Below are 21,818 nucleotides of genomic sequence, written 5' to 3'. Positions count from 1 at the left end.
AATAAATATGGCTCGTATTGCAGGAGTAGATATTCCTCGTGATAAACGTGTAGTAGTTTCACTTACTTATATCTATGGTATTGGTAACACTACTGCTAAAAAAATCTTAGCTGATGCTGGTGTATCTGAAGATGTTCGCGTTCGTGAATTAACGAATGAACAAACAGATGCTATCCGTGCGGAAGTAGATAAATTAAAAGTTGAAGGTGATCTTCGTCGTGAAGTGAACTTAAACATCAAACGCTTGATGGAAATCGGTTCATACCGAGGCATCCGTCATCGCCGTGGTTTGCCTGTTCGTGGACAAAACACGAAAAACAATGCACGTACTCGTAAAGGCCCAGCTCGCGCTATCGCTGGCAAGAAAAAATAATTCTTAAGTGAAGGAGGTTAAAACTTCATGGCAGCAAAAAAAGTGAATCGTAAACGCCGTGTGAAAAAGAATATAGAAGCAGGTATTGCACATATCCATTCTACATTCAACAACACTATCATCATGATCACTGATACTCACGGAAATGCATTAGCGTGGTCGTCAGCTGGTTCATTAGGCTTCAAAGGAAGCAAAAAATCAACTCCTTTTGCCGCTCAAATGGCAGCAGAAACAGCTACAAAAGCAGCAATGGAACACGGATTAAAGACTGTTGAAGTAACAGTTAAAGGACCTGGTTCTGGACGTGAAGCAGCAATTCGTTCATTACAAGCTACAGGTTTAGAAGTGACTGCAATTCGTGACGTGACTCCAGTTCCTCATAATGGTGCCCGCCCTCCAAAACGCCGTCGTGTTTAATGAGTGCCGCTCATTTTGAGTTCTATTAGTAACGTCATTGAACAAGACACTTTTCGTTTTGAAAGGGGTAAAGATAAGAATGATTGAGTTCGAAAAACCAAGAATCGCAAAAATTGATGAAGAAAAAGATTATGGCAAGTTCATCGTTGAACCTCTTGAAAGAGGCTATGGGACTACTTTAGGGAATTCCCTACGTCGTATTTTATTATCTTCTTTGCCAGGTGCTGCCATCACTAATATTCAAATCGATGGTGTACTGCATGAATTCTCTACCATTAAAGGTGTACGAGAAGACGTCACTCAAATCATCTTGAACATTAAAGGTTTAGCACTGAAAATGTATGGCCAAGAAGAAAAAACCCTTGAAATCGATATTACCGGACCTGCTACAGTAACTGCTGGCGATATTATCGTTGATAGTGAGGTAGAAATTCTTAACAAAGATATGTACATCTGTAGTGTCTCAGAAGGTGCTACGTTCCATGCTCGCTTAACAGTGAAACCAGGACGTGGTTATGTTCAAGCAGATGAAAACAAAAAAGAAGATATGCCGATCGGCGTACTTCCAGTCGATTCAATCTACACACCAGTTCGTCGTGTAAACTACCAAGTAGAAAACACTCGTGTTGGACACCGTGAAGATTTTGATAAATTGACGATGGAGATTTGGACAGATGGTTCAATCGAACCATTGGAAGCAATGAGTTTATCTGCAAAAATCATGACTGAACATTTAGATATTTTTGTTAACCTGACTGATGAAGCGAAAAATGCTGAAATCATGGTCGAAAAGGAAGAAACACAAAAAGAAAAAATGTTGGAAATGACAATTGAAGAATTAGACTTATCTGTTCGCTCTTACAATTGTTTAAAACGTGCAGGAATCAATACTGTACAAGAACTTACGAATAAATCTGAGCCAGAAATGATCAAAGTCCGTAACTTAGGACGTAAATCATTAGAAGAAGTGAAAGCAAAATTACACGACTTAGGTTTAGGTTTACGTAAAGAAGATTAAAACCTTTTACGAAGGAGGGAAACCAACGTGAGTTATCGTAAACTAGGACGCACATCTAGCCAACGTAAAGCGATGTTGCGTGATTTAACAACTGACTTATTAATTAACGAACGTATTGTGACTACTGAAGCTCGTGCGAAAGAAGTTCGCTCAACTACAGAAAAAATGATCACTTTAGGCAAACGTGGAGACTTGCATGCACGTCGTCAAGCTGCGGCTTTTGTACGTAATGAAGTTGCTAGCGTACGTGAAGAAAATGAGGATATCGTCATTGAATCAGCTTTGCAAAAACTATTCAACGATATTGCACCTCGTTATGCTGAACGTCAAGGTGGCTACACTCGTATCTTGAAGACAGAACCAAGACGCGGTGATGGTGCACCAATGGTTGTCTTAGAACTTGTCTAAAATCACACTAATAACATCACTTTATAGATGATTCTTTTAGAGTGTTATGATGTTGGAAGTTAACTCTTCCGAGTCTAGCTCAGCGCTACTCCTCAAGTCGAATCGATTTGAGGAGTATGCACTCATCATAAAGTGTTTTTTTGTACCTTCAATTAACTGTCTTGACATCTATTTGAAGGTACAAAAAAACACTTTAATTAAAACGGAAACAATTGAAAAATCAGGTATTTTTTGATAGTGTTAGTAGGAACTTTAGGATGGAGAAGGAGTAATTATGGAGCCAATTATTGAATTAGGAAAGATTAATTACAAATACCAACCAGATGACCCCCGTTTTGCGTTAAAAGATATTTCATTTACGATCAATCAAGGTGAATGGATCGCAATTATCGGGCACAATGGTTCAGGTAAATCAACACTCGCAAAGACGATCAATGGTCTGCTTTTGCCAGAATCAGGCACGGTAAAGGTAGGAAAGCAGTTACTAAATGAAGAAAACATCTGGTCTATACGTCGAATGGTCGGCATGGTTTTCCAAAACCCTGACAACCAGTTTGTCGGATCAACAGTGGAAGATGATGTTGCTTTTGGTCTTGAGAATCAGGGTATCCCACGTGAAGAAATGGTGGTTCGTGTAAAGGATGCACTTGAAAAAGTCCGTATGAGTGACTTTGCAAAAAGAGAACCTGCACGATTGTCTGGTGGACAAAAACAACGAGTTGCTATTGCAGGGGTTGTTGCGTTACGGCCAGATATCATCATTTTAGATGAAGCGACTAGCATGTTAGACCCCGAAGGACGAGAAGAAGTTATTTCGACGATCAAAAAGATTAAAGAAGAAAGCAACTTGACGGTCATATCTATCACACATGATATCGATGAAGCAGCGAATGCCAATCGGATATTTGTCATGAAACAAGGTGAGCTAGTTAATGAAGGAACACCAGAAGAAATTTTTTCTGCTGGTCCTGAACTGATCAATCTTGGGTTGGATCTTCCTTTTCCTGAAAAATTAAAGAGTGCATTAAAACAACGAGGTTTTGTCGTTCCAGAAGAGTACATGACTGAAGAAGGGATGGTGGACTGGTTATGGACATCCGTTTTGAAAAAGTAGATTTTACGTATCAGCCCAATACGCCATTTGAACAAAGAGCGCTATTTGATATTGATATGACGATTGAAGAAAATAGTTATACAGCTCTAGTCGGCCATACAGGTAGTGGTAAATCGACCCTACTTCAACATCTAAATGCATTGGTCAAGCCTACGAGTGGAATCGTACATATTGGCGATCGACAAATCAAACCTGATACGAACAATAAAAATTTAAAACCGATCCGTAAAAAAGTCGGGATCGTTTTTCAATTTCCGGAAGCACAATTATTTGAAGAAACAGTCGCTCGAGATATTGCGTTTGGTCCTAAAAATTTTGGAGTCAGTGACGAAGATGCGCTTCAGTTAGCAAAAGAGATGCTTGGGCATGTTGGTTTAGATGAGACTTACTTAGAACGTTCGCCATTTGAATTGTCTGGTGGACAAATGCGGCGAGTGGCTATTGCTGGCGTCTTAGCAATGAAACCAGAGGTACTCGTTTTAGATGAGCCAACAGCAGGACTTGACCCGCAGGGAAGAAAAGAAATGATGGATATGTTCTGGCGTCTGCATAAAGAGCAGAATATTACGATCGTACTAGTCACCCACTTGATGGACGATGTGGCGAACTACGCCGACTATGTCTATGTACTTGAAAAAGGGAAAATTGTCGAAAGTGGACGACCCCATCAAGTTTTTCAAAATCTTACCTGGTTAAAAGACAAGCAATTAGGTGTTCCTACTGCTACCGAGTTTGCAGAAAAATTAAACAATCGCGAGAAGCTATTTTCCGAGTTGCCGATCACTGCTGAAGAGTTGGCAGATAAGATTGTTGAATTAGCAGGAGGAAATGCACATGATGAATAAATTGATTTTTGGTCGGTATATGCCAGGGAATTCCTTGATTCACCGATTAGATCCTCGTGCAAAATTATTAGCCAGCTTCTATTTTATCGGTATCATTTTTTTAGCAAATAATTGGCAGACTTATGCACTATTAGCAGTTTTCACGTTGCTTGCTGTTTTTCTTTCGAAAGTCGATATCAAATTCTTCATTCGTGGTATTCGACCGTTGATCTGGTTGATCTTATTCACCGTAGCTTTACAAGTCTTATTTACAAGCGGTGGCGCGACTTATTGGAGTTGGGGGATCTTTAACATCACTGAATTTGGTGTGATGAACGGACTCTTCATTTTTTGCCGTTTCGTATTGATCATCTTTATGTCGACATTATTGACATTGACCACGCCTCCTTTAGAATTGTCTGATGCAATTGAATATCTGTTAAGACCCTTAAAGGCTGTGCGTTTTCCAGTACACGAAATCTCCTTGATGTTGTCGATCGCCTTACGTTTTGTTCCTACTTTGATGGATGAAACAGAAAAAATCATGAATGCGCAACGCGCACGTGGCGTCGATTTTGGAGAAGGTAGCTTAGTTCAAAAAATGAAAGCTGTCATTCCCTTGTTGATCCCGTTATTTGTCAGCAGTTTTAATCGTGCAGAAGATTTGGCGACAGCTATGGAAGCAAGAGGCTATCAAGGTGGTGAAGGACGAACGAAATACCGTATCCTTCATTGGCACAACCGTGATACGTACGTCATTCTTGCATTTGTATTATTGACGATCGCGTTGATTTTTTTAAGAAGCTGATTTAGTAGAAAAGGTGAATGTATGACACGCTACAAAGCAATTATTGCATATGATGGAACGAACTTTAATGGATTTCAAAAACAGCCAAATGGTCGTACCGTACAAGAAGAAATAGAAAAAACATTAACAAAGATGGCGAATGGTAAAGAAATCACTGTTTTTGGGTCTGGTCGTACAGATGCAGGAGTACATGCAATGGGGCAAGTGATCCATTTTGATTACCCCGAAGAGCGTCCGTTAGAACGCATGCGTTTTGCTTTAGATACGCAGTCACCAGAAGATATTGCAGTGAAAAAAGTAGCAATTGTCTCAGAAGATTTCCATGCTCGTTATCTTGTAAAAGAAAAAACGTATCAATTTCGAGTGGATATAGGCAAACCGCGTAGTCCATTTCGACGCCATTATGCCAGTTATTTTCCTTATCCAATAGATGTGGAAAAGATCCAACGAGCGCTTCCTGATTTATTAGGAACACATGATTTCACTTCTTTTTGTGCTTCTGGTAGTTCTATCGAAGACAAAGTTCGAACGATCTATGAGGCGAAAATGGAAGTGAATGAAACCGGCGATGAGCTTTTGTTTACTTTCCGCGGCAATGGTTTTCTTTACAAAATGATCCGTATCTTAGTTGGAACATTGCTTAAAATTGGGAATGGACGTTTGGCAGAGGATAGTATTCCTGAAATCATAGCGAAAAAAGATCGTAATGCTGCTGGACCGACTGCTCATCCAGAAGGGCTATATCTTTACGAAGTCAAATACGAATAAAAAAACTCCTTTAGTATCTGATGATGATCAGACGACTAAAGGAGTTTTTTTATTTTCTTCTACGATGTGAGGTCCTTTGCGGAGCTGGTTGTTCGATTTCAGTAACTCGTTTAAATGAACTATTACGCTTTAGATACCAGACGTAGAGAATGAACAGGGCAAGACAGAGAACGAATAAGATGGTACCGAGCATAAATCCCTGAGGTAAATAACTAAACGTGACAGTGTGCTTACCTGCTGGAACTTTGATCATCAAGAAGGCATCTTTAAAGTTTTCTACCTCTACTGACTTGCCATCAACTTTGGCTTTCCAACCTGCATCATAAGGAATCGTTGTGACAAGCATCTTATCTTCAGGAGTATTGACTGTTCCTGTAGCGGTACGTCCTGTAGTGTCCATCTCAACACCGTTGTCCTTGATCTGGTTCATGGCAGCTTGATAAGCTACAACATCTAAGCCGATGACTTTGGGTGCCATAAAACTAACTTCTTTTGTGCCATAAAAACTAGCAGTAAAGGTGACTGTCGTTTCTTGCGGATAATAACCAAGATCGTAATATTGCCCAGAGATATTGATTTGGGTCTTGCGTGACATCCCATTTACTGTAATGGTAGCAGTTGAACTTTCTAATTGTGCATAATTCGTTGGGAAAAGGCTCAAGTAAGCTTGTGTATTTGCTGGTACTTTCACTTCCCAAGTTAAGACTTTTGGCTGATTTTCAGCTGTTTCGCCATAAGTCACACCTGTTGATGTATTGCTGACTGTGACATTTTGCTGGCTTTTTAATGTTGGTGTATAGAATGTATAATACTGTTCGTTCAAACCAGACAGTTGGTTGATCAAATTTGTTTGACTAGTCAAATTGTCTGTCAGTGGCTGTTCCACATCATTGATCGACAAAGGAGCAGTAAAGGCTAAAGGTAAAGCATTGATATTTTTATAGAGCGTGTAATCACCGCTTTGATCTTCTCGAATAAAGCCGTATTTACTAAAGCTGCTGTCGTTTTTCGCGATATTGTATTTGATTCCTGTAAAACCATCCATCAACAAAGTATTATTCGCATAGCGAATGTTCAAATTCGTTCCGCGAGAACGAAACCCTAATGTATCCAGATAAGAAGAAGAGTTTCGGTTTCTGATAGAAGAAAACAAACTGATCCCGCTATAACCATAATTGATCGAATCATTCGGTGAGATGGGGTCAAGGTTTTCTAAACGATAAAATGTATCTGATTCTTTTTTTGTTTTGTCAACTAATGTTTTCAATGAGGGCGCAGGGTCAGTATACAAACTTCGCGATGCGTAATTCCAATCATCTAAAATACCATGGATCATGCTGTTCGTATTGACACTTGCTTCTGCAGTCATGAGCAATAATAACAATAGACTGAGGTATTTAACTGACTGTTTGTGATGGTGGAAAAAACCGATCGTCAAAGCATAGAGCCCTAAGAAAACAACAGTCAAAACAAAGGAAGTCGTTGTGACATAAGAATAACTACCTGCTGGTTTCAGTCCCCAAGCAGTAGTGAAGACTGCTGCAAGAAGAATGCTGATCCCGACTAGTAATCCCTGATCTTCTTTCGTCAGTACTTCCCAAGCTTTGGCAGCTAGTAAAATAACTAAGAAAGAAAATAGGTACGCATAACGGAATAAGAACATATTCGGTGCGTGCATCCCATGCCAGAATAGATTCAAAGGAACGATATAAAAACTAGCAATCAACAGTGCAAACAAACTACCAAATAAAAGTTTGTTTTTGACAGTGATTTTTCGGCTGATAAAATAAAACAGGCACAGTACTAATGGAAACAATCCGGCGTAAATAAAAGGAATCGAACCATATTTGGTTGTATCATAAACGCCCACCATATTTTTCATGATCAGATCCAAGTAGGAAGTGGCCTCTGTTTTGAACGTCGTGATCTGAGTCAGTGCTTCTCCATTAGAGCGCAGATCAAGGATAGCAGGCAAAATAATGATCATTGAGGCACCACCAGCTAATAAAGAGGTAATGCCGTAAGGAAGAATCGTTTTTTTATATACCGACCAATTACTTAGAAGTCTAACAACAAAGTAAAGGAAGGAAAAGACACCGATCATGAATCCCATATAAAAACTCGATAGAAAGAGTAAGAGATAGCTGACAAATAGGACGATCGGTTTTTTTAAATCCATTACTCGATGAATCCCTAGAATGATCAAGGGAAGGTAAATAAAGGCATCTAACCACATGATGATTTCTGAGTGTGCAGTGATGAAAGAAATCGATGCATAGCTAACACTTAGCGCAACATGGCCCCAACGAGGTATCTTGTATGTTCTTGCAAGAAACCAAAAGGATAATCCTGCACAGCCGACTTTTAAAATCGTAAGAAAATAAAGGGCATCAGGCATCATCTGATTAGGGAACAACACCACAAGCGGCGTGAAGATCCCGCCTAGATAGTACGAGATCAAAGAAAGGTAATTCAAACCGAGAGAGGCATTCCATGTATAGAAAATACTTTGCTTTCCAAGTAACATATTCCGAAAGCTTGCATGAAAGTTAGAAAATTGTGAAAAGGCATCACTCGCAAGAATGCTGCGGTCGCTTCCAGGATAGATACCGATACTTAGATAAACAAGTGTGAGTATCAGTAAAGGAATCAGGAAGCTAGCTAATGCGTAGCGACCATTCTCTTTAAGAAAAAGTTTTAATTTTGTTTTCATATTCAAACCACCAATTTCTATGATAATGAAGATACTTCTAGTTTATCACATTCATCTTTTTCTCCACCTTAAAAGACTTTACATTTCATAAAAAAATAAAAAAACAAAATAAATAATATAAAATCGTCAATTATTATAGGAAGCATAACGAAAGAATTGAATTTATCTAGACGAAATACTAGCTAAATGAACTATCAATAGAAGAATATACCTATGTTTCGTAAACAGTTGAGCAATCATAAAAAGACAAATACCCGATACTTTTAAGTGGTATGAAAAAATACCTAAAGCAAGAACTCAATGAAGAGTCTACTTTAGGTATTTTTACTTATTATATGTAAATAAAAACCGTTCAACAATGAACGGTTCAAACTTTATTCAATTAAACGCGTTCAACTTTTCCTGATTTCAAAGCACGAGTTGACACCCAAACTTTTTTAGGTGTTCCGTCGATCATTACGCGAACTTTTTGTAAGTTAGGTTTAACAGTACGTTTTGTTGAGTTCATAGCGTGTGAACGGTTGTTTCCACTTTTTGTCTTGCGACCTGTAAAGTAACAAACTTTTGCCATGTAAATTTCCTCCTTTGCTTTGATTTGGAGCAATAGAATAATTCAGCTCATACCAGACTAACATATCATATAGAATAGTAATTTGCAAGCACATTTTCACTGATAGAATTGACATTTGTCAAGAATAATTGTAAATTATACAAGGTTATTTCTAAAAAATTCGTGGGTTTTTGAGTACTTTAGGGTAACTACCTTTTATTTCAGGTTGCGCTATGATAAAATATGATAGAAGAAAAATGGGAGTATTTTACCCGTTAAGGAGGCTCATTCATGGCTGTAAAAATTCAAACGTCAGCTGGAACCATTGAAATTACCAATGATGTGATTGCAACAGTTGTTGGTGGCGCCGCGACAGATGTGTTCGGTGTTGTAGGAATGGCCAGCAAAAATCAAATCAAAGATAATATCACTGAGATTTTACGTAAAGAAAATTATGCTAGAGGTGTAGTCGTTCGTCAAGAAGATAACGGTATCGCGGTGGACGTTTATACGATTATTAGCTATGGTACAAAAATTTCGGAAGTTTCACGTAATGTTCAAGAAAAAGTAAAATACAACTTGGAGGCATTATTAGGTGTAACAGCCAATTCTGTTAATGTCTTTGTCCAAGGTGTTCGTGTACTGCCAGACTAGGCAGGAGGCTTGCTGATTCATTCAGCAGTCGATCTGAAGGAGGATTATCTAGGTGAGTTTAACAGAAATCAGTGCAAGCCAATTCCAGGAAATGGTTCAGGCGGGCGCGAATCGTCTGCAAATAAATGCAGAATATGTCAATTCGTTAAATGTATTTCCAGTTCCTGATGGAGATACTGGTACAAATATGAATTTATCCATGACTAGCGGAGCAAAAGCAGTAGTTGACTCTACTTCTGAAAAAGTAGGAGATCTAGCAACGATGCTATCTAAAGGATTATTGATGGGAGCTCGAGGAAATTCAGGCGTTATCTTGTCTCAATTATTCCGCGGTTTTTCCAAACAAATTCCAGATGTAACAGTATTAAATGCTACCGATCTAGCGGCGGCTTTTACACATGGTGTTGAAACAGCTTATAAAGCGGTCATGAAACCAGTGGAAGGAACGATCCTGACAGTAGCGAGAGAAGCTGCCAAAGCTGGCGAAAAGAAAGCAAAATCAACCGATGATGTAATAGAAGTGATGACTGCTGTTGTCAAAGGCGGAAAACGTGCTTTAGCTAAAACACCTGACTTATTGCCAGTATTAAAAGAAGTAGGTGTAGTCGATAGTGGTGGACAAGGATTACTGTTTGTCTATGAAGGTTTTTTGAGCGCTTTGAACGGTGAATTCCAAGCAGATGAAGTCTATGAACCATCTCCAGCAGAAATGGATGACATGGTCAATGCGGAACATCATCGTAGTGTCCAAGGACAATTAGCTACAGAAGATATCCACTATGGCTACTGTACAGAAATCATGGTGAAAATCGGCGAAGGACCAACCGTTGATAGCCAATTTGATTATGAAGAGTTCCGCAATTACTTAGACGGATTAGGCGATTCATTATTAGTAGTCAATGATGAAGAAATCATCAAAGTACATGTTCACACAGAAAATCCAGGTGAAGTATTGAACTATGGACAAAAATTTGGTTCATTAGTGAAAATAAAAGTGGATAATATGCGTTTGCAACATGAAACGATTTTAGAGCATGATGAAGATGTCAATGCGTTTGCACAACAAAAACCGACACGTACACCTTATGGTATCGTAGCAATCGCTGCTGGCGAAGGGATCCAAGAGTTATTTAAAAGCTTAGGTGCAAATTACGTGATCAGTGGCGGTCAAACAATGAATCCAAGTACAGAGGACATTGTCAAAGCCATTCAAGAGGTCAATGCAGACAAAGTTATCGTGTTGCCAAACAACAAAAATATTTTCATGGCTGCTGACCAAGCAGCTGAAGTTGCTGAAATCCCAGTAGCAGTCGTGCCATCAAAGACGATCTCTCAAGGATTGACAGCGATGCTATCATTCAATGATCAAGTATCATTAGATGAAAATAAACAAACAATGACAGAAATGCTTTCAAGTGTAGTGAGCGGTCAAGTGACACATGCTATTCGTGACACAACGATTGATGGCGTAAAAATCACTGAAGGTGACTTTTTAGGAATGATCGATGGGAAAATCGTGATCTCTAATCCAGATATCGTGGAAACTTCATTAGATACTCTAGAAAAAATGATCACTGAAGACACAGAAATCGTAACGATCTTAGCTGGTGAAGGCGGCTCAGTTGAGCAAGCAGAAGCTTTGACAGCTAAGTTAGTCGAACGTTATCCAGATTTGGAATTCGAGATCCATCAAGGAGACCAACCTGTTTATCCATATCTATTCTCAGCAGAATAAGAACGTAGCAAAGAATGATCGAATTAGTAAGGGCTGTGCCAGAGAAATGGTACAGCCCTCTTTCTAAGGAATGGCTGAAACAGAATAAGACAGCCAGTTGGGAAATGACGAAGAGGAGGAAATGACCATGCGATCTTTGAATGATCCAGTTACGGTGTTGGCTGGTGTGGGAGAGAAAAGAGCCGTGAGTCTTGCCAGTTTAGGCATACATACGATTGAAGATTTACTGACCTATTATCCTTTTCGCTATGAAGATATCCAAGAAAGAAATTTAAATGAGATCCAAGACCAAGAGAAAGTAACCTTAAAAGGACTTGTGGTTTCTCCACCTGTCATGAGCCGATTTGGATACAAAAAAAGTCGATTACAGTTTCGAATGATGCAAGATCATGCAGTGTTCAATGTTTCTTTTTTCAATCAACCTTATTTAAAAGATAAAATCATTTTATCAGAAGAAATCGCCGTCTATGGAAAATGGGATGCAAAACGAAAAGCGTTAAATGGAATGAAAATCTTGGGTTCTCAAACATTAGATGATTTTTCTCCTATCTATCATGTCAATAAATCGATACGCCAAACGACCTTAGTTGATCTGATAAAAAAAGGATTTGAAGAATACGGACAATTACTTGAAGAAAATCTGCCGATCTACTTAGTCGAGAAGTATCGTTTATTGGATCGACCAACAGCTGTTCGAAGTATGCATTTTCCCAAAAATCATGAAGAAAATCATCAGGCGAAGCGACGAATCGTTTTTGAGGAATTCTTTTTGTTCCAAATGCGACTTCAAGGACTAAAAAAAGCCGAAAAAGCAGAAAAAAATGGACTGGAGATCTTATACGATATCCAACGATTAAAAGAGTTTACCAAGAAATTGCCCTTTGAATTAACGAATGCACAAAAACGCGTAACGAATGAAATTTGTCGTGACCTGAGAAGCCCGCAGCATATGCAACGTCTTTTACAAGGGGATGTAGGAAGTGGGAAAACGATTGTAGCTGCCATTGCTTTGTATGCTACGATCACAGCGGGATTCCAAGGCGCATTGATGGTACCCACTGAAATTTTGGCACAACAGCATATGGAAAGTTTACAGCAATTGTTTGATCCAACAGAAGTAAAGCTTGCTCTTTTAACTGGTTCAACGAAAGCCAAAGAACGAAAGGAACTAATGGAACAGCTAGAAACCGGAGAAATAGACATTATAATAGGTACACATGCGTTGATCCAAGAAGGCGTGGAGTTTCAAAATCTGGGGTTAGTGATCACAGATGAGCAGCATCGCTTTGGAGTCAATCAACGAAAAGTGCTTCGGGAGAAAGGTTGGCGGCCAGATGTGTTGTTCATGACTGCAACGCCGATTCCTCGTACGTTAGCAATTACCGCGTATGGAGAGATGGATGTTTCGATCATCGATGAGCTGCCAGCCGGGCGGATTCCCATCGAAACACGTTGGGTGAGAACGCCGCAATTAGACAGTGTATTGGATTGGACACATAAAGAATTAGCTAAGGGACATCAGATGTACGTGATTTGTCCATTGATCGAAGAATCCGAAGCACTGGATGTGAAAAATGCGGTAGAAATCTATGAGAAATTAAGTGAGCTGTTTGCACCTCAGTATGAAGTGGGATTATTACATGGTAAAATGAAGAATCAAGAAAAAGATGCGATCATGGAAACCTTTAAAGAAAATAAGATGCAAATCTTAGTTTCGACGACCGTTATCGAAGTCGGAGTAAATGTTCCAAATGCCACAGTCATGCTGATCATGGATGCGGATCGTTTTGGACTAGCACAGTTGCATCAATTGCGTGGCCGAGTTGGTCGTGGTAGTGATGCTTCCTATTGTGTGTTAGTCGCTAATCCTAAGAATGAATTGGGCGTTGAACGGATGAAAATCATGACAGAAACAAATAATGGCTTTGTATTAAGTGAAAAAGACTTAGAATTACGTGGTCCTGGAGAAGTCTTTGGCTTTCGCCAATCAGGGCTGCCTCAATTTGCGATTGCCGATCTTGTGGCTGATGGCAATGTGTTGGAAGTCGCCCGTGAAGAAGCGCAGAATGTTTGGCAAATTAAAAATTGGCAGGTACTACCAGAATATCGGCCTTTGGTAGATAGTCTAGAGGTAGAAAATCAAGATAATCATTATTTTGATTAGCAGACTATGCTATACTTTATAGTGATGATAAAAAAGGAGTGGAAATAATGAGAATCGCCGTAGATGCAATGGGTGGCGACCACGCACCACAAGCAATTGTGGAAGGTGTGGCTTTAGCACAACAAGATTTCCCAGATGTGGAATTTATCCTTTATGGTAAGGAAGCAGAAATCAAAAAATATTTGACAAATGAAAAAAATATCACGATCGTGCATACAGATGAAAAAATAAGCAGTGATGATGAACCAGTTAAAGCAATCCGTCGTAAAAAGACCGCTTCGATGGTTTTAGCGGCGCAAGCAGTGAAAAACGGAGAGGCAGACGCTATTTTTTCAGCCGGAAATACAGGAGCATTATTAGCTGCAGGATTATTTATCGTTGGCAGGATCAAAAACATCGAACGTCCTGGATTAATGTCCACATTGCCTGTTATTGGCAAACCTGATGCTGGTTTTGATATGTTGGATTTAGGTGCAAATGCTGAAAACAAAGCGGAGCATCTTCTACAATATGGTATACTTGGTTCGTTTTATGCACGAAAAGTTCGTGGTATTGGTCGCCCTCGGGTTGCACTATTGAACAACGGAACAGAAGAAACCAAAGGAAGCGAACTTACGAAAAAGGCTTTTGAATTACTACACAATGAAACGAGTTTGAATTTCATTGGTAATGTAGAAGCAAGAGAATTGCTAAATGGTGTTGCTGACGTGGTCGTCACTGATGGATTTACTGGGAACGCTGTGTTGAAATCAATCGAAGGTACTGCAATGAATATGATGGATCTTTTGAAATCAGCCATTTTAAATGAAGGTTTTAAAGGAAAAATGGGGGCTGTACTACTAAAAAACGGCCTGCGTTCATTAAAATCTGAAATGGATTACTCTAAACATGGCGGAGCTGTGCTCTTTGGACTGAAAGCGCCAGTGATCAAAACTCATGGTGCAACGGGTCCAGATGCGGTAAGATATACGATCCGCCAAATCCATACGATGCTTGAAACAAATGTAGTCGGCCAATTGGTTGAACAATTTGAAAAAAGCGCAGAGTGACTTTTTTTATCCGAATGAGAAAAAGTCGGTGGAAAAAAAGGTGGACATTCTTAAAAAATGCCAGTAGAATTAGCGTTGGCGAAAGAAAGTCGACAATTTCGATAATTGTTGGAGGTGAAAACATTGGCACGTGAAGAAATATTTAACAAAGTAGCGAAAATTATTTCAAATCATTTTGAAATTGATACAGATAAAGTAACTGATGAATTAAATATCAAAGATGACCTAAAAGCTGACTCAATCAGCATCATGGAATTTGTTTTGGAGCTTGAAGACGAGTTTGGAACAGAGATCTCTGATGAAGACGCAGAACAAATTGAAACAGTTGGCGGCGCGGTAGATTATATCAGCAGTCATCTTAACTAATTTTCGATAGAGAGAAGTGAGTAAAGACTATTTTTGGTCTTTACTCACTTTTTTTTAATCTTTTCTGAAAATGAAAAGGGTTTTAAATAGATTTTTCTGACAATTCTGGCAACACTTCGAAATAATCTTGCATTATAAAACGATTTTCTATATAATTATTAATAATCTATTACACGAAGCTTAAAATAATGATTGTTATAAAACGTTTTACTCTGTGTAATATTATTTTTTATTAATAAAACTTCCGTCGTGGGAGCAGAGAGGGGTATTCGATTGTCAGATAATCAACTATTAGATGTTCAAAACCTACATACAGGCTTCCGTCTTAAAGATGAATATTACGATGCAGTAGATGACGTTTCTTTTACGTTAGATAAAAACGAGATCTTAGCAATCGTGGGCGAATCTGGGTGCGGGAAAAGTACATTAGCTACTACTATCATGGGGTTACTTGATCCAAACAATACAAAGATCACAGGTGAAATTTTATATAATGATTTAAACTTGATCGAATTAAACGAAACTTTATATAACAAGATTCGTGGAAATGATATTGGCATGATTTTCCAGGATCCATTATCTGCATTAAACCCTTTGATGAAAATTGAAGACCAAATAAAAGAAGGTTTGTCTTACCATACAAAAATGAACGCAGAACAAAGACAAGCACGTGCTTTAGAATTATTAGAACAAGTTGGTATCCCTAACCCTGAACGAGTAGGACGACAATATCCTCATGAATTATCAGGTGGGATGAGACAACGTGTGATCATCGCCATTGCTATTGCCTGCAAGCCACCGATCATCATCGCTGATGAACCAACTACTGCTTTAGATGTAACGATCCAAGCACAAATCCTTGATTTATTAAAAGATTTACAAGAAGAAACAAAAGCAGGAATCATCCTCATCACGCACGATTTAGGTGTCGTTGCTGAAATGGCGGATCGTGTAGCTGTGATGTATGGCGGTCAGTTTGTTGAAGTAGCAAATGTGAAGGAACTATTTGAAAATCCACAACATCCATATACACGTTCTTTATTGAACTCTATTCCTCAAGAAGGAAATCATGATGCGGAACTACATGTGATTGAAGGGGTTGTTCCATCTTTAAAAAACATGCCGCGTGAAGGGTGCCGTTTTGCTCCTCGGATTCCTTGGATCCCCGCGAGTGATCACGAAGAAAATCCAGTTCTTCATGAAATTGCTCCGAATCATTTGGTTCGTTGCTCATGCTACAAACATTTCCACTTTAGAGACGAAAAAGGAGAGGTGTAGATGTCAGAATTAATCACAATCAACGATTTGAAAGTTCACTATCCGATTCGTAGTGGTTTCTTTAATCGAGTAACGGATCATGTTTACGCAGTAGATGGCGTAGATTTTATCATTGAAAAAGGAAAAACTTATGGGTTGGTCGGTGAATCTGGTTCAGGAAAATCGACAACCGGAAAAGCGGTTGTTGGGTTGGAAAAAGTTACATCTGGTCAGATCATTTACGAAGGCAAAGATGTGACTCAGCGAAGTAACCGAAAAAAAATCGGCTATAACAAAGATGTCCAAATGATCTTCCAAGATTCGATGTCCAGTTTAAATCCTAAAAAACGGGTATTAGATATCATTGCTGAACCTATTCGTAATTTCGAACGCCTGAGCGATCAGGAAGAAAAGAAAAAAGTAAAAGGATTGCTAGATATCGTAGGAATGCCTGAAGATGCATTGTACAAATACCCTCATGAATTTTCGGGTGGTCAACGTCAACGTCTCGGTGTTGCTCGAGCAGTAGCAACGAATCCAAAATTAATTGTAGCAGATGAACCAGTATCTGCCTTAGATTTATCTGTACAAGCGCAAGTACTAAACTTCATGAAGCGAATCCAACAAGAATTTGGCCTCAGCTATTTATTTATTTCTCATGACCTAGGAGTCGTAAAGCATATGTGTGACAACATTGCTATTATGTATAAAGGACGCTTTGTTGAGATTGGTACTCGTGAAGATATCTATAATGACCCACGTCACATCTACACCAAACGTTTGCTTTCGGCTATTCCTCAGATTGATGTGGAAAATCGAGAACTTCATAAAGAGAATCGTCGGAAAGTGGAAAAAGAGTATATTCAAAACCAAAATGAGTATTACGATCAGACGGGACGAGTATACGATTTACGTACGATTACAGCAACGCATGAAGTAGCGTTGAAAGACGGAGGTGCTAGTTAATGTGGAAAACGATTCTAAGACGTGTGCTACTGATGATCCCGCAAGTGATCATACTTAGTGTATTGATCTTCATGTTGGCAAAAGCGATGCCGGGAGATCCATTTACCGGATTGATCAATCCAAACCAAGATCCAGCTGTTATTGAACGAATGAGACAAGCCGCAGGGTTGAATGATCCGTGGTATGAGCAATATTTCCGTTGGATAGGCAACGCACTGCATGGAGATTTGGGACAAAGTTTCTTATATAAACGTACAGTTGCTGATTTGATCGGTGAACGAATCATCAATACACTCTATCTATCAGTTTTGACAGTTATTATTACGTATTTGATTGCTGTACCGTTAGGAATGTTAGCAGGTAGATATCAAAATTCGATTTTAGATAAAGTTGTCGTGATTTATAACTTCTTCAGTTTTGCTGTACCATTGTTCATTTTTGGTCTGATCATGCTGTTTATTTTTGGTTATCGCTTAGGCTGGTTTCCAACGAGCGGTTCACAGACCTTGGGCTTACAGGGTGGATTTATTACGCAGCTGTTTGACCGAATGAAATATATCATTTTACCATCGATTACCCAAGCCTTCTTAGCAACAGCTGTCACGATCCAGTATTTAAGAAGTGAAGTCATTGATTCTAAGTCTCTGGATTTTGTACGGACAGCCCGTTCAAAAGGTGTACCAACGAAAAAAGTATTTAGTCGTCACATTTTCCGTAACGCGGCATTGCCGATGGCTTCGCAGATGGGATATGAAATCACTTCCCTGATTGCAGGGTCAGTAGTTATTGAAAAAATCTTTGGTTACCCTGGAGTCGGGAAATTGTTTATCGATGCGATTGGTCAACGAGACTATACGGTTATTACATCCTTAGTATTGATTTTAGGAATTGCAACGTTGATCGGAACCTTGCTATCAGATATCATCATGAGCATTGTCGATCCACGTATTCGTATCCAATAAAATCAATCTGAAAGGAGCAAAAGCAAATGAGCGATAAAAAGAAAGAAGTTACGCAAGAAAGCATCCCACCAATGGGTTTGCGAATGATTGCGCGTGAATTTAAAAAAGATAAAATAGCCATTTTTTCATTAGGCTTACTAGTGGTTTTATTGTTAGTCATTTTTATTGGTGCGCTATTCACTGACCAAGACAAAGTGATGTACGTAAGTATCTTTGACAAGTATGCAGCTCCGGGTGCTATTTCCGCTGAAGGTACAAAATTTATTTTAGGTGCAGATGAAGGTGGCCGTGATGTCCTTGGACAATTAATTATTGGTGCCAGAAACTCTGTGACGATTGGCTTTGCGATCACAGTGATTACGTCCATCATTGGTGTAGGCTTAGGGATCATCTCTGGTTACTACGGTGGGATCGTTGATAATATTTTGATGCGTATCGTTGATTTTATCATGATTCTACCGATCATGTTGATCATCATCGTGTTTGTATCGATTATTGCGAATTACAACGTATGGTCATTTATTTTCATCATGAGTGCTTTTTATTGGGTGGCAAAAGCCCGGTTATTCAGAAGTAAAACATTATCTGAAGCAAGACGTGATTACGTGAGTGCTTCGAAGACGATGGGAACAGGCGATTTTAAAATCATGTTCCGTGAAATCATGCCGAACTTAAGTTCATTGATCATCACCAACTTAACGATGAACTTTGCGGCAAATATTGGGATCGAAACCACTTTGACTTTCTTAGGGTTTGGTTTGCCAGCGAATGTTCCAAGTTTAGGGACATTGATTGGCTATGCCAGCAGTGGAGAAGTTTTAGTGAATCGACAATGGATCTGGTTACCTGCGTCAATTCTAATTTTAGTTTTGATGTTAAGTATCAACTATGTCGGTCAAGCATTCAAGCGTTCTGCTGATGCCCGACAACGACTAGGATAGAAAGAAAAGGGGGATATAGGATATGAAAAAAACGGTTTTAGGATTTGCAACACTGCTTACAGTAGTAGCACTAGCTGCTTGCGGTAGTGGCGGGAGTACTGATTCTTCAGGAAGCAATTCCGCAGATAAAGGGGACAGTAAAAAAGAGTTAACGTTTCCTTTAGCAACAAAAAATGATAAAGATTCAGTGAAAGACGGCGAACTAGAGGCTGCGGTAGCAACAGACAGCCAGTTCAAAGGACTTTTCCAATGGGAATTCTATCAAGATGCTTATGATGCTGCATTCATGGCACCTTCTCATGAAGCATTGTTTGCTAATGACGCTAGTTTCAAAATCAATGATAAAGGGGCTGCAACGTTAGATTTAGACCAAGATGCGAAAAAAGCAACAATCAAAATCAAAGATAACGTAAAATGGTCTGATGGCAAAGCTGTAACGGCAGATGATGTTATTTTCCCTTATGAAATCATCGGTAACAAAGATTACACGGGTATTCGCTATGACGATACTTTCCAAAATATCGTAGGTATGGAAGAGTATCATGATGGAAAATCAGATACAATTTCTGGTATCAAAAAAGTAGACGATTCAACTGTTGAAATCCAATATAAAAAAGTAGAACCAAGTATGCTACAAGCTGGCGGCGGAATTTGGGCCTATGCTGCACCAAAACATACGCTTGAAGGTGTTGCAATCAAAGATATGGAATCAAGCGATCAAGTACGTAAACATCCAGTTACTTTTGGTCCTTACTACATGAGTAATATCGTCTCTGGTGAATCTGTAGAATATTTACCAAATGAATACTACTGGGGCGGCAAACCTAAATTGAAAAAAATCACTATGAAATCAGTGCCAATTGCAAGTGCAACAGAAGCAGTGACTTCAAAATTGTATGACATGGTTTTCCAAATGCCTACAGATACGTATGACACATACAAAGATGTAGAAGGCTACACAAACTTAGGTCGTCAACAAACATCTTATACTTACCTAGGCTTCAAGCTAGGCACATGGGATGCTGCTAAGAATACTGTAAACTATGACAAAAATTCAAAAATGGCAGACAAATCATTGCGACAAGCAATGGGTTATGCATTAGATAATAATGCAGTAGGTGAACGTTTCTACGCTGGTTTGAGAAGCAATGCAACATCATTGATTCCTCCAGTATTTGAAGGTTACCATGACAAGGACCAAAAAGGCTATACTCAAGATATGGACAAAGCGAAGAAATTGTTAGATGATGCTGGTTACAAAGATGTAGATGACGATGGTCTAAGAGAAGATAAAGATGGTAAGAAATTGACAATCAACTTTGCATCAATGGCAGGTGGCGAAACAGCTCAACCATTAGCTGACTACTACGTTCAACAATGGAAAAAAATCGGGTTGAATGTAAAATATACAACAGGTCGTCTGATCGAATTCAACTCATTCTATGACAAATTAGAAAATGATGATCCTGAAATCGATGTATACCAAGCAGCTTGGAATACTGGTACTGATCCAAATCCAAACGGCTTGTGGGGCAAAAATGCAGCATTCAACTACACACGCTTTGCTTCAGATGAAAATACGAAATTGATTGATGATATCGGCTCTGATAAATCATTTGATGCGGATTACCAAAAAGAAGCTTATAAGAAATGGCAAAAATATGCTTTCGATGAAGCTTTTGCAATCCCAACATTATTCCGTAATGAAGTATTGCCAGTCAACGATCGCGTAAAAGATTGGAACTGGGCATACGATGAACCAAATCCATGGGCTAAAGTTTCTGTAACAGCAGATTCACGTTCATAAAAAATCAGAATAAACCACAAAACAGTTGATCTGTTTTGTGGTTTTTTTGTATTTATAGCCTTCATTGCTTACTTTTTTCTAGAATGGATAGCAAAAATCAAAATTTTTGGGGTGTTTATTAAGGCTTTGCTTACCTTTTATTTCAACCATTTCAAATTTATGAAAAAACCAGTATAATAAGGAAGTATTGAAAAAATATCCATAAAGGAATGTGGAAAATGGACAATCAGCTGACAAAAGAACTAAAAGAAAAGTATACTATCGTTTTTCACGATCTAAATCTACTTGAACAAGCTTTTACCCATTCATCCTATGTGAATGAGCATCGCAACCTTCAATTATCTGATAACGAACGATTGGAATTTCTAGGAGATGCCGTCTTAGAATTGATGGTCTCTGAATATCTATATCGTTTATATCCAGATATTCCAGAAGGAAAATTGACGAAGACCCGTGCCGCAATCGTACGTGAAGATAGCTTATCAAAATTTGCAAAAGAATGTGGTTTTGATAAATACATCATGTTAGGCAAAGGGGAAGAAAATTCTGGAGGACGTACTAGACCAGCACTTCTTTGTGATCTGTTTGAAGCCTTCTTAGGCGCTTTGTATCTAGATCAAGGTTTTGAAGCAGCCCATGACTTTCTCAAAGCAGTCGTCTTTCCAAAAGTTAAAGCAGGTGCTTTTTCACATGAGATGGATCATAAAACGAAACTACAAGAAGTATTGCAAAAATCAGGGGACGTCTTCATTGAATATCGTTTGATCAAGGAAGAAGGCCCCGCCCATGAACGTATTTTTTGGATCGAAGTATACGTTGACAACAAATTGATCGGGACAGGTCAAGGGAAATCGAAAAAATTAGCAGAACAAGCTGCTGCTGAAAATGCACTAGCAGCATTGTAAAAAGTGAGTGAGGGAATGC

Annotated in this window: 21 protein-coding genes; 19 read left to right on the top strand and 2 right to left on the bottom strand. The window is 38.9% G+C overall.

The window, feature by feature from the left end; all coding sequences use genetic code 11:
* Positions 1 to 7: 7 nt before the first annotated feature.
* The 8 genes from rpsM to truA all read left to right on the top strand — a co-directional run bounded on the left by rpsM (position 8) and on the right by truA (position 5,730).
* Complete coding sequence (rpsM, locus tag FGQ66_RS01425; protein ID WP_002288713.1) at positions 8 to 373, top strand: 30S ribosomal protein S13; 366 nt, start codon at positions 8 to 10, stop codon at positions 371 to 373.
* Between the two features lie 27 nt (positions 374 to 400).
* The gene (gene rpsK / locus FGQ66_RS01420; RefSeq protein ID WP_002288714.1) at positions 401 to 790 is read left to right on the top strand and encodes a 30S ribosomal protein S11; all 390 of its coding nucleotides are present in this window, start codon (positions 401 to 403) and stop codon (positions 788 to 790) included.
* Positions 791 to 869: 79 nt separating this feature from the next.
* On the top strand, positions 870 to 1,808 hold the full coding sequence (locus tag FGQ66_RS01415) for a DNA-directed RNA polymerase subunit alpha (RefSeq protein WP_005880735.1): 939 nt from the start codon (positions 870 to 872) through the stop codon (positions 1,806 to 1,808).
* A gap of 27 nt (positions 1,809 to 1,835) precedes the next feature.
* Complete coding sequence (rplQ, locus tag FGQ66_RS01410) at positions 1,836 to 2,216, top strand: 50S ribosomal protein L17 (protein WP_005880733.1); 381 nt, start codon at positions 1,836 to 1,838, stop codon at positions 2,214 to 2,216.
* A 274-nt stretch (positions 2,217 to 2,490) separates the two neighbouring features.
* The gene (locus tag FGQ66_RS01405; RefSeq protein ID WP_016177188.1) at positions 2,491 to 3,330 is read left to right on the top strand and encodes an energy-coupling factor ABC transporter ATP-binding protein; all 840 of its coding nucleotides are present in this window, start codon (positions 2,491 to 2,493) and stop codon (positions 3,328 to 3,330) included.
* Positions 3,306 to 4,175, top strand: coding sequence for an energy-coupling factor ABC transporter ATP-binding protein (locus FGQ66_RS01400; protein WP_081133717.1), 870 nt, complete (start codon positions 3,306 to 3,308; stop codon positions 4,173 to 4,175). Before FGQ66_RS01405 ends, FGQ66_RS01400 begins: the two co-directional genes overlap by 25 nt.
* Complete coding sequence (locus tag FGQ66_RS01395) at positions 4,165 to 4,962, top strand: energy-coupling factor transporter transmembrane component T family protein (RefSeq protein ID WP_138301455.1); 798 nt, start codon at positions 4,165 to 4,167, stop codon at positions 4,960 to 4,962. Before FGQ66_RS01400 ends, FGQ66_RS01395 begins: the two co-directional genes overlap by 11 nt.
* A gap of 21 nt (positions 4,963 to 4,983) precedes the next feature.
* The gene (gene truA / locus FGQ66_RS01390) at positions 4,984 to 5,730 is read left to right on the top strand and encodes a tRNA pseudouridine(38-40) synthase TruA (RefSeq protein ID WP_115234970.1); all 747 of its coding nucleotides are present in this window, start codon (positions 4,984 to 4,986) and stop codon (positions 5,728 to 5,730) included.
* Between the two features lie 49 nt (positions 5,731 to 5,779).
* On the opposite strand, the gene FGQ66_RS01385 is transcribed toward truA, so the two are convergent.
* Together FGQ66_RS01385 and rpmB are read right to left on the bottom strand one after the other, a co-directional pair.
* Entirely contained in the window at positions 5,780 to 8,443 is a 2,664-nt protein-coding gene (locus FGQ66_RS01385; protein ID WP_138301453.1) for a YfhO family protein, read from the bottom strand.
* 382 nt (positions 8,444 to 8,825) lie between these two features.
* Positions 8,826 to 9,014: a 50S ribosomal protein L28 gene (gene rpmB, locus FGQ66_RS01380; protein ID WP_005880725.1), complete on the bottom strand. Its 189-nt coding sequence runs from the start codon at positions 9,012 to 9,014 to the stop codon at positions 8,826 to 8,828.
* Between the two features lie 270 nt (positions 9,015 to 9,284).
* On the opposite strand from rpmB, the gene FGQ66_RS01370 reads away from it, so the two are divergent.
* The 11 genes from FGQ66_RS01370 to rnc all read left to right on the top strand — a co-directional run bounded on the left by FGQ66_RS01370 (position 9,285) and on the right by rnc (position 21,799).
* On the top strand, positions 9,285 to 9,647 hold the full coding sequence (locus FGQ66_RS01370; protein WP_005880723.1) for an Asp23/Gls24 family envelope stress response protein: 363 nt from the start codon (positions 9,285 to 9,287) through the stop codon (positions 9,645 to 9,647).
* A gap of 52 nt (positions 9,648 to 9,699) precedes the next feature.
* Complete coding sequence (locus FGQ66_RS01365; RefSeq protein ID WP_005880721.1) at positions 9,700 to 11,382, top strand: DAK2 domain-containing protein; 1,683 nt, start codon at positions 9,700 to 9,702, stop codon at positions 11,380 to 11,382.
* Between the two features lie 121 nt (positions 11,383 to 11,503).
* Positions 11,504 to 13,546, top strand: coding sequence for an ATP-dependent DNA helicase RecG (gene recG / locus FGQ66_RS01360; RefSeq protein ID WP_258547432.1), 2,043 nt, complete (start codon positions 11,504 to 11,506; stop codon positions 13,544 to 13,546).
* 47 nt (positions 13,547 to 13,593) lie between these two features.
* Positions 13,594 to 14,595, top strand: a complete 1,002-nt coding sequence (gene plsX / locus FGQ66_RS01355; protein ID WP_005880717.1) for a phosphate acyltransferase PlsX — start codon at positions 13,594 to 13,596, stop codon at positions 14,593 to 14,595.
* Positions 14,596 to 14,718: 123 nt separating this feature from the next.
* Positions 14,719 to 14,961, top strand: a complete 243-nt coding sequence (gene acpP / locus FGQ66_RS01350; RefSeq protein ID WP_005880715.1) for an acyl carrier protein — start codon at positions 14,719 to 14,721, stop codon at positions 14,959 to 14,961.
* A gap of 273 nt (positions 14,962 to 15,234) precedes the next feature.
* Positions 15,235 to 16,239, top strand: a complete 1,005-nt coding sequence (locus tag FGQ66_RS01345; protein WP_113845117.1) for an ABC transporter ATP-binding protein — start codon at positions 15,235 to 15,237, stop codon at positions 16,237 to 16,239.
* On the top strand, positions 16,240 to 17,184 hold the full coding sequence (locus tag FGQ66_RS01340) for an ABC transporter ATP-binding protein (protein ID WP_081133724.1): 945 nt from the start codon (positions 16,240 to 16,242) through the stop codon (positions 17,182 to 17,184). It abuts the gene before it with no gap.
* Positions 17,184 to 18,146 (top strand): oligopeptide ABC transporter permease, encoded by a 963-nt coding sequence (gene opp4B, locus FGQ66_RS01335; RefSeq protein WP_005880710.1) that lies wholly within the window; start codon positions 17,184 to 17,186, stop codon positions 18,144 to 18,146. Before FGQ66_RS01340 ends, opp4B begins: the two co-directional genes overlap by 1 nt.
* A gap of 26 nt (positions 18,147 to 18,172) precedes the next feature.
* Complete coding sequence (locus FGQ66_RS01330) at positions 18,173 to 19,087, top strand: ABC transporter permease (protein WP_081133725.1); 915 nt, start codon at positions 18,173 to 18,175, stop codon at positions 19,085 to 19,087.
* Positions 19,088 to 19,109: 22 nt separating this feature from the next.
* Positions 19,110 to 20,894, top strand: coding sequence for an oligopeptide ABC transporter substrate-binding protein (locus FGQ66_RS01325; protein ID WP_138301449.1), 1,785 nt, complete (start codon positions 19,110 to 19,112; stop codon positions 20,892 to 20,894).
* Positions 20,895 to 21,112: 218 nt separating this feature from the next.
* Positions 21,113 to 21,799 (top strand): ribonuclease III, encoded by a 687-nt coding sequence (rnc, locus tag FGQ66_RS01320; protein WP_016177197.1) that lies wholly within the window; start codon positions 21,113 to 21,115, stop codon positions 21,797 to 21,799.
* Positions 21,800 to 21,818: the final 19 nt, after the last annotated feature.

The sequence above is a fragment of the Enterococcus sp. BSD2780061688st2 D3 genome (assembly GCF_005844145.1).
Taxonomy (GTDB): domain Bacteria; phylum Bacillota; class Bacilli; order Lactobacillales; family Enterococcaceae; genus Enterococcus_B; species Enterococcus_B durans.
This window is presented reverse-complemented; position numbering and strand designations above follow the sequence as displayed.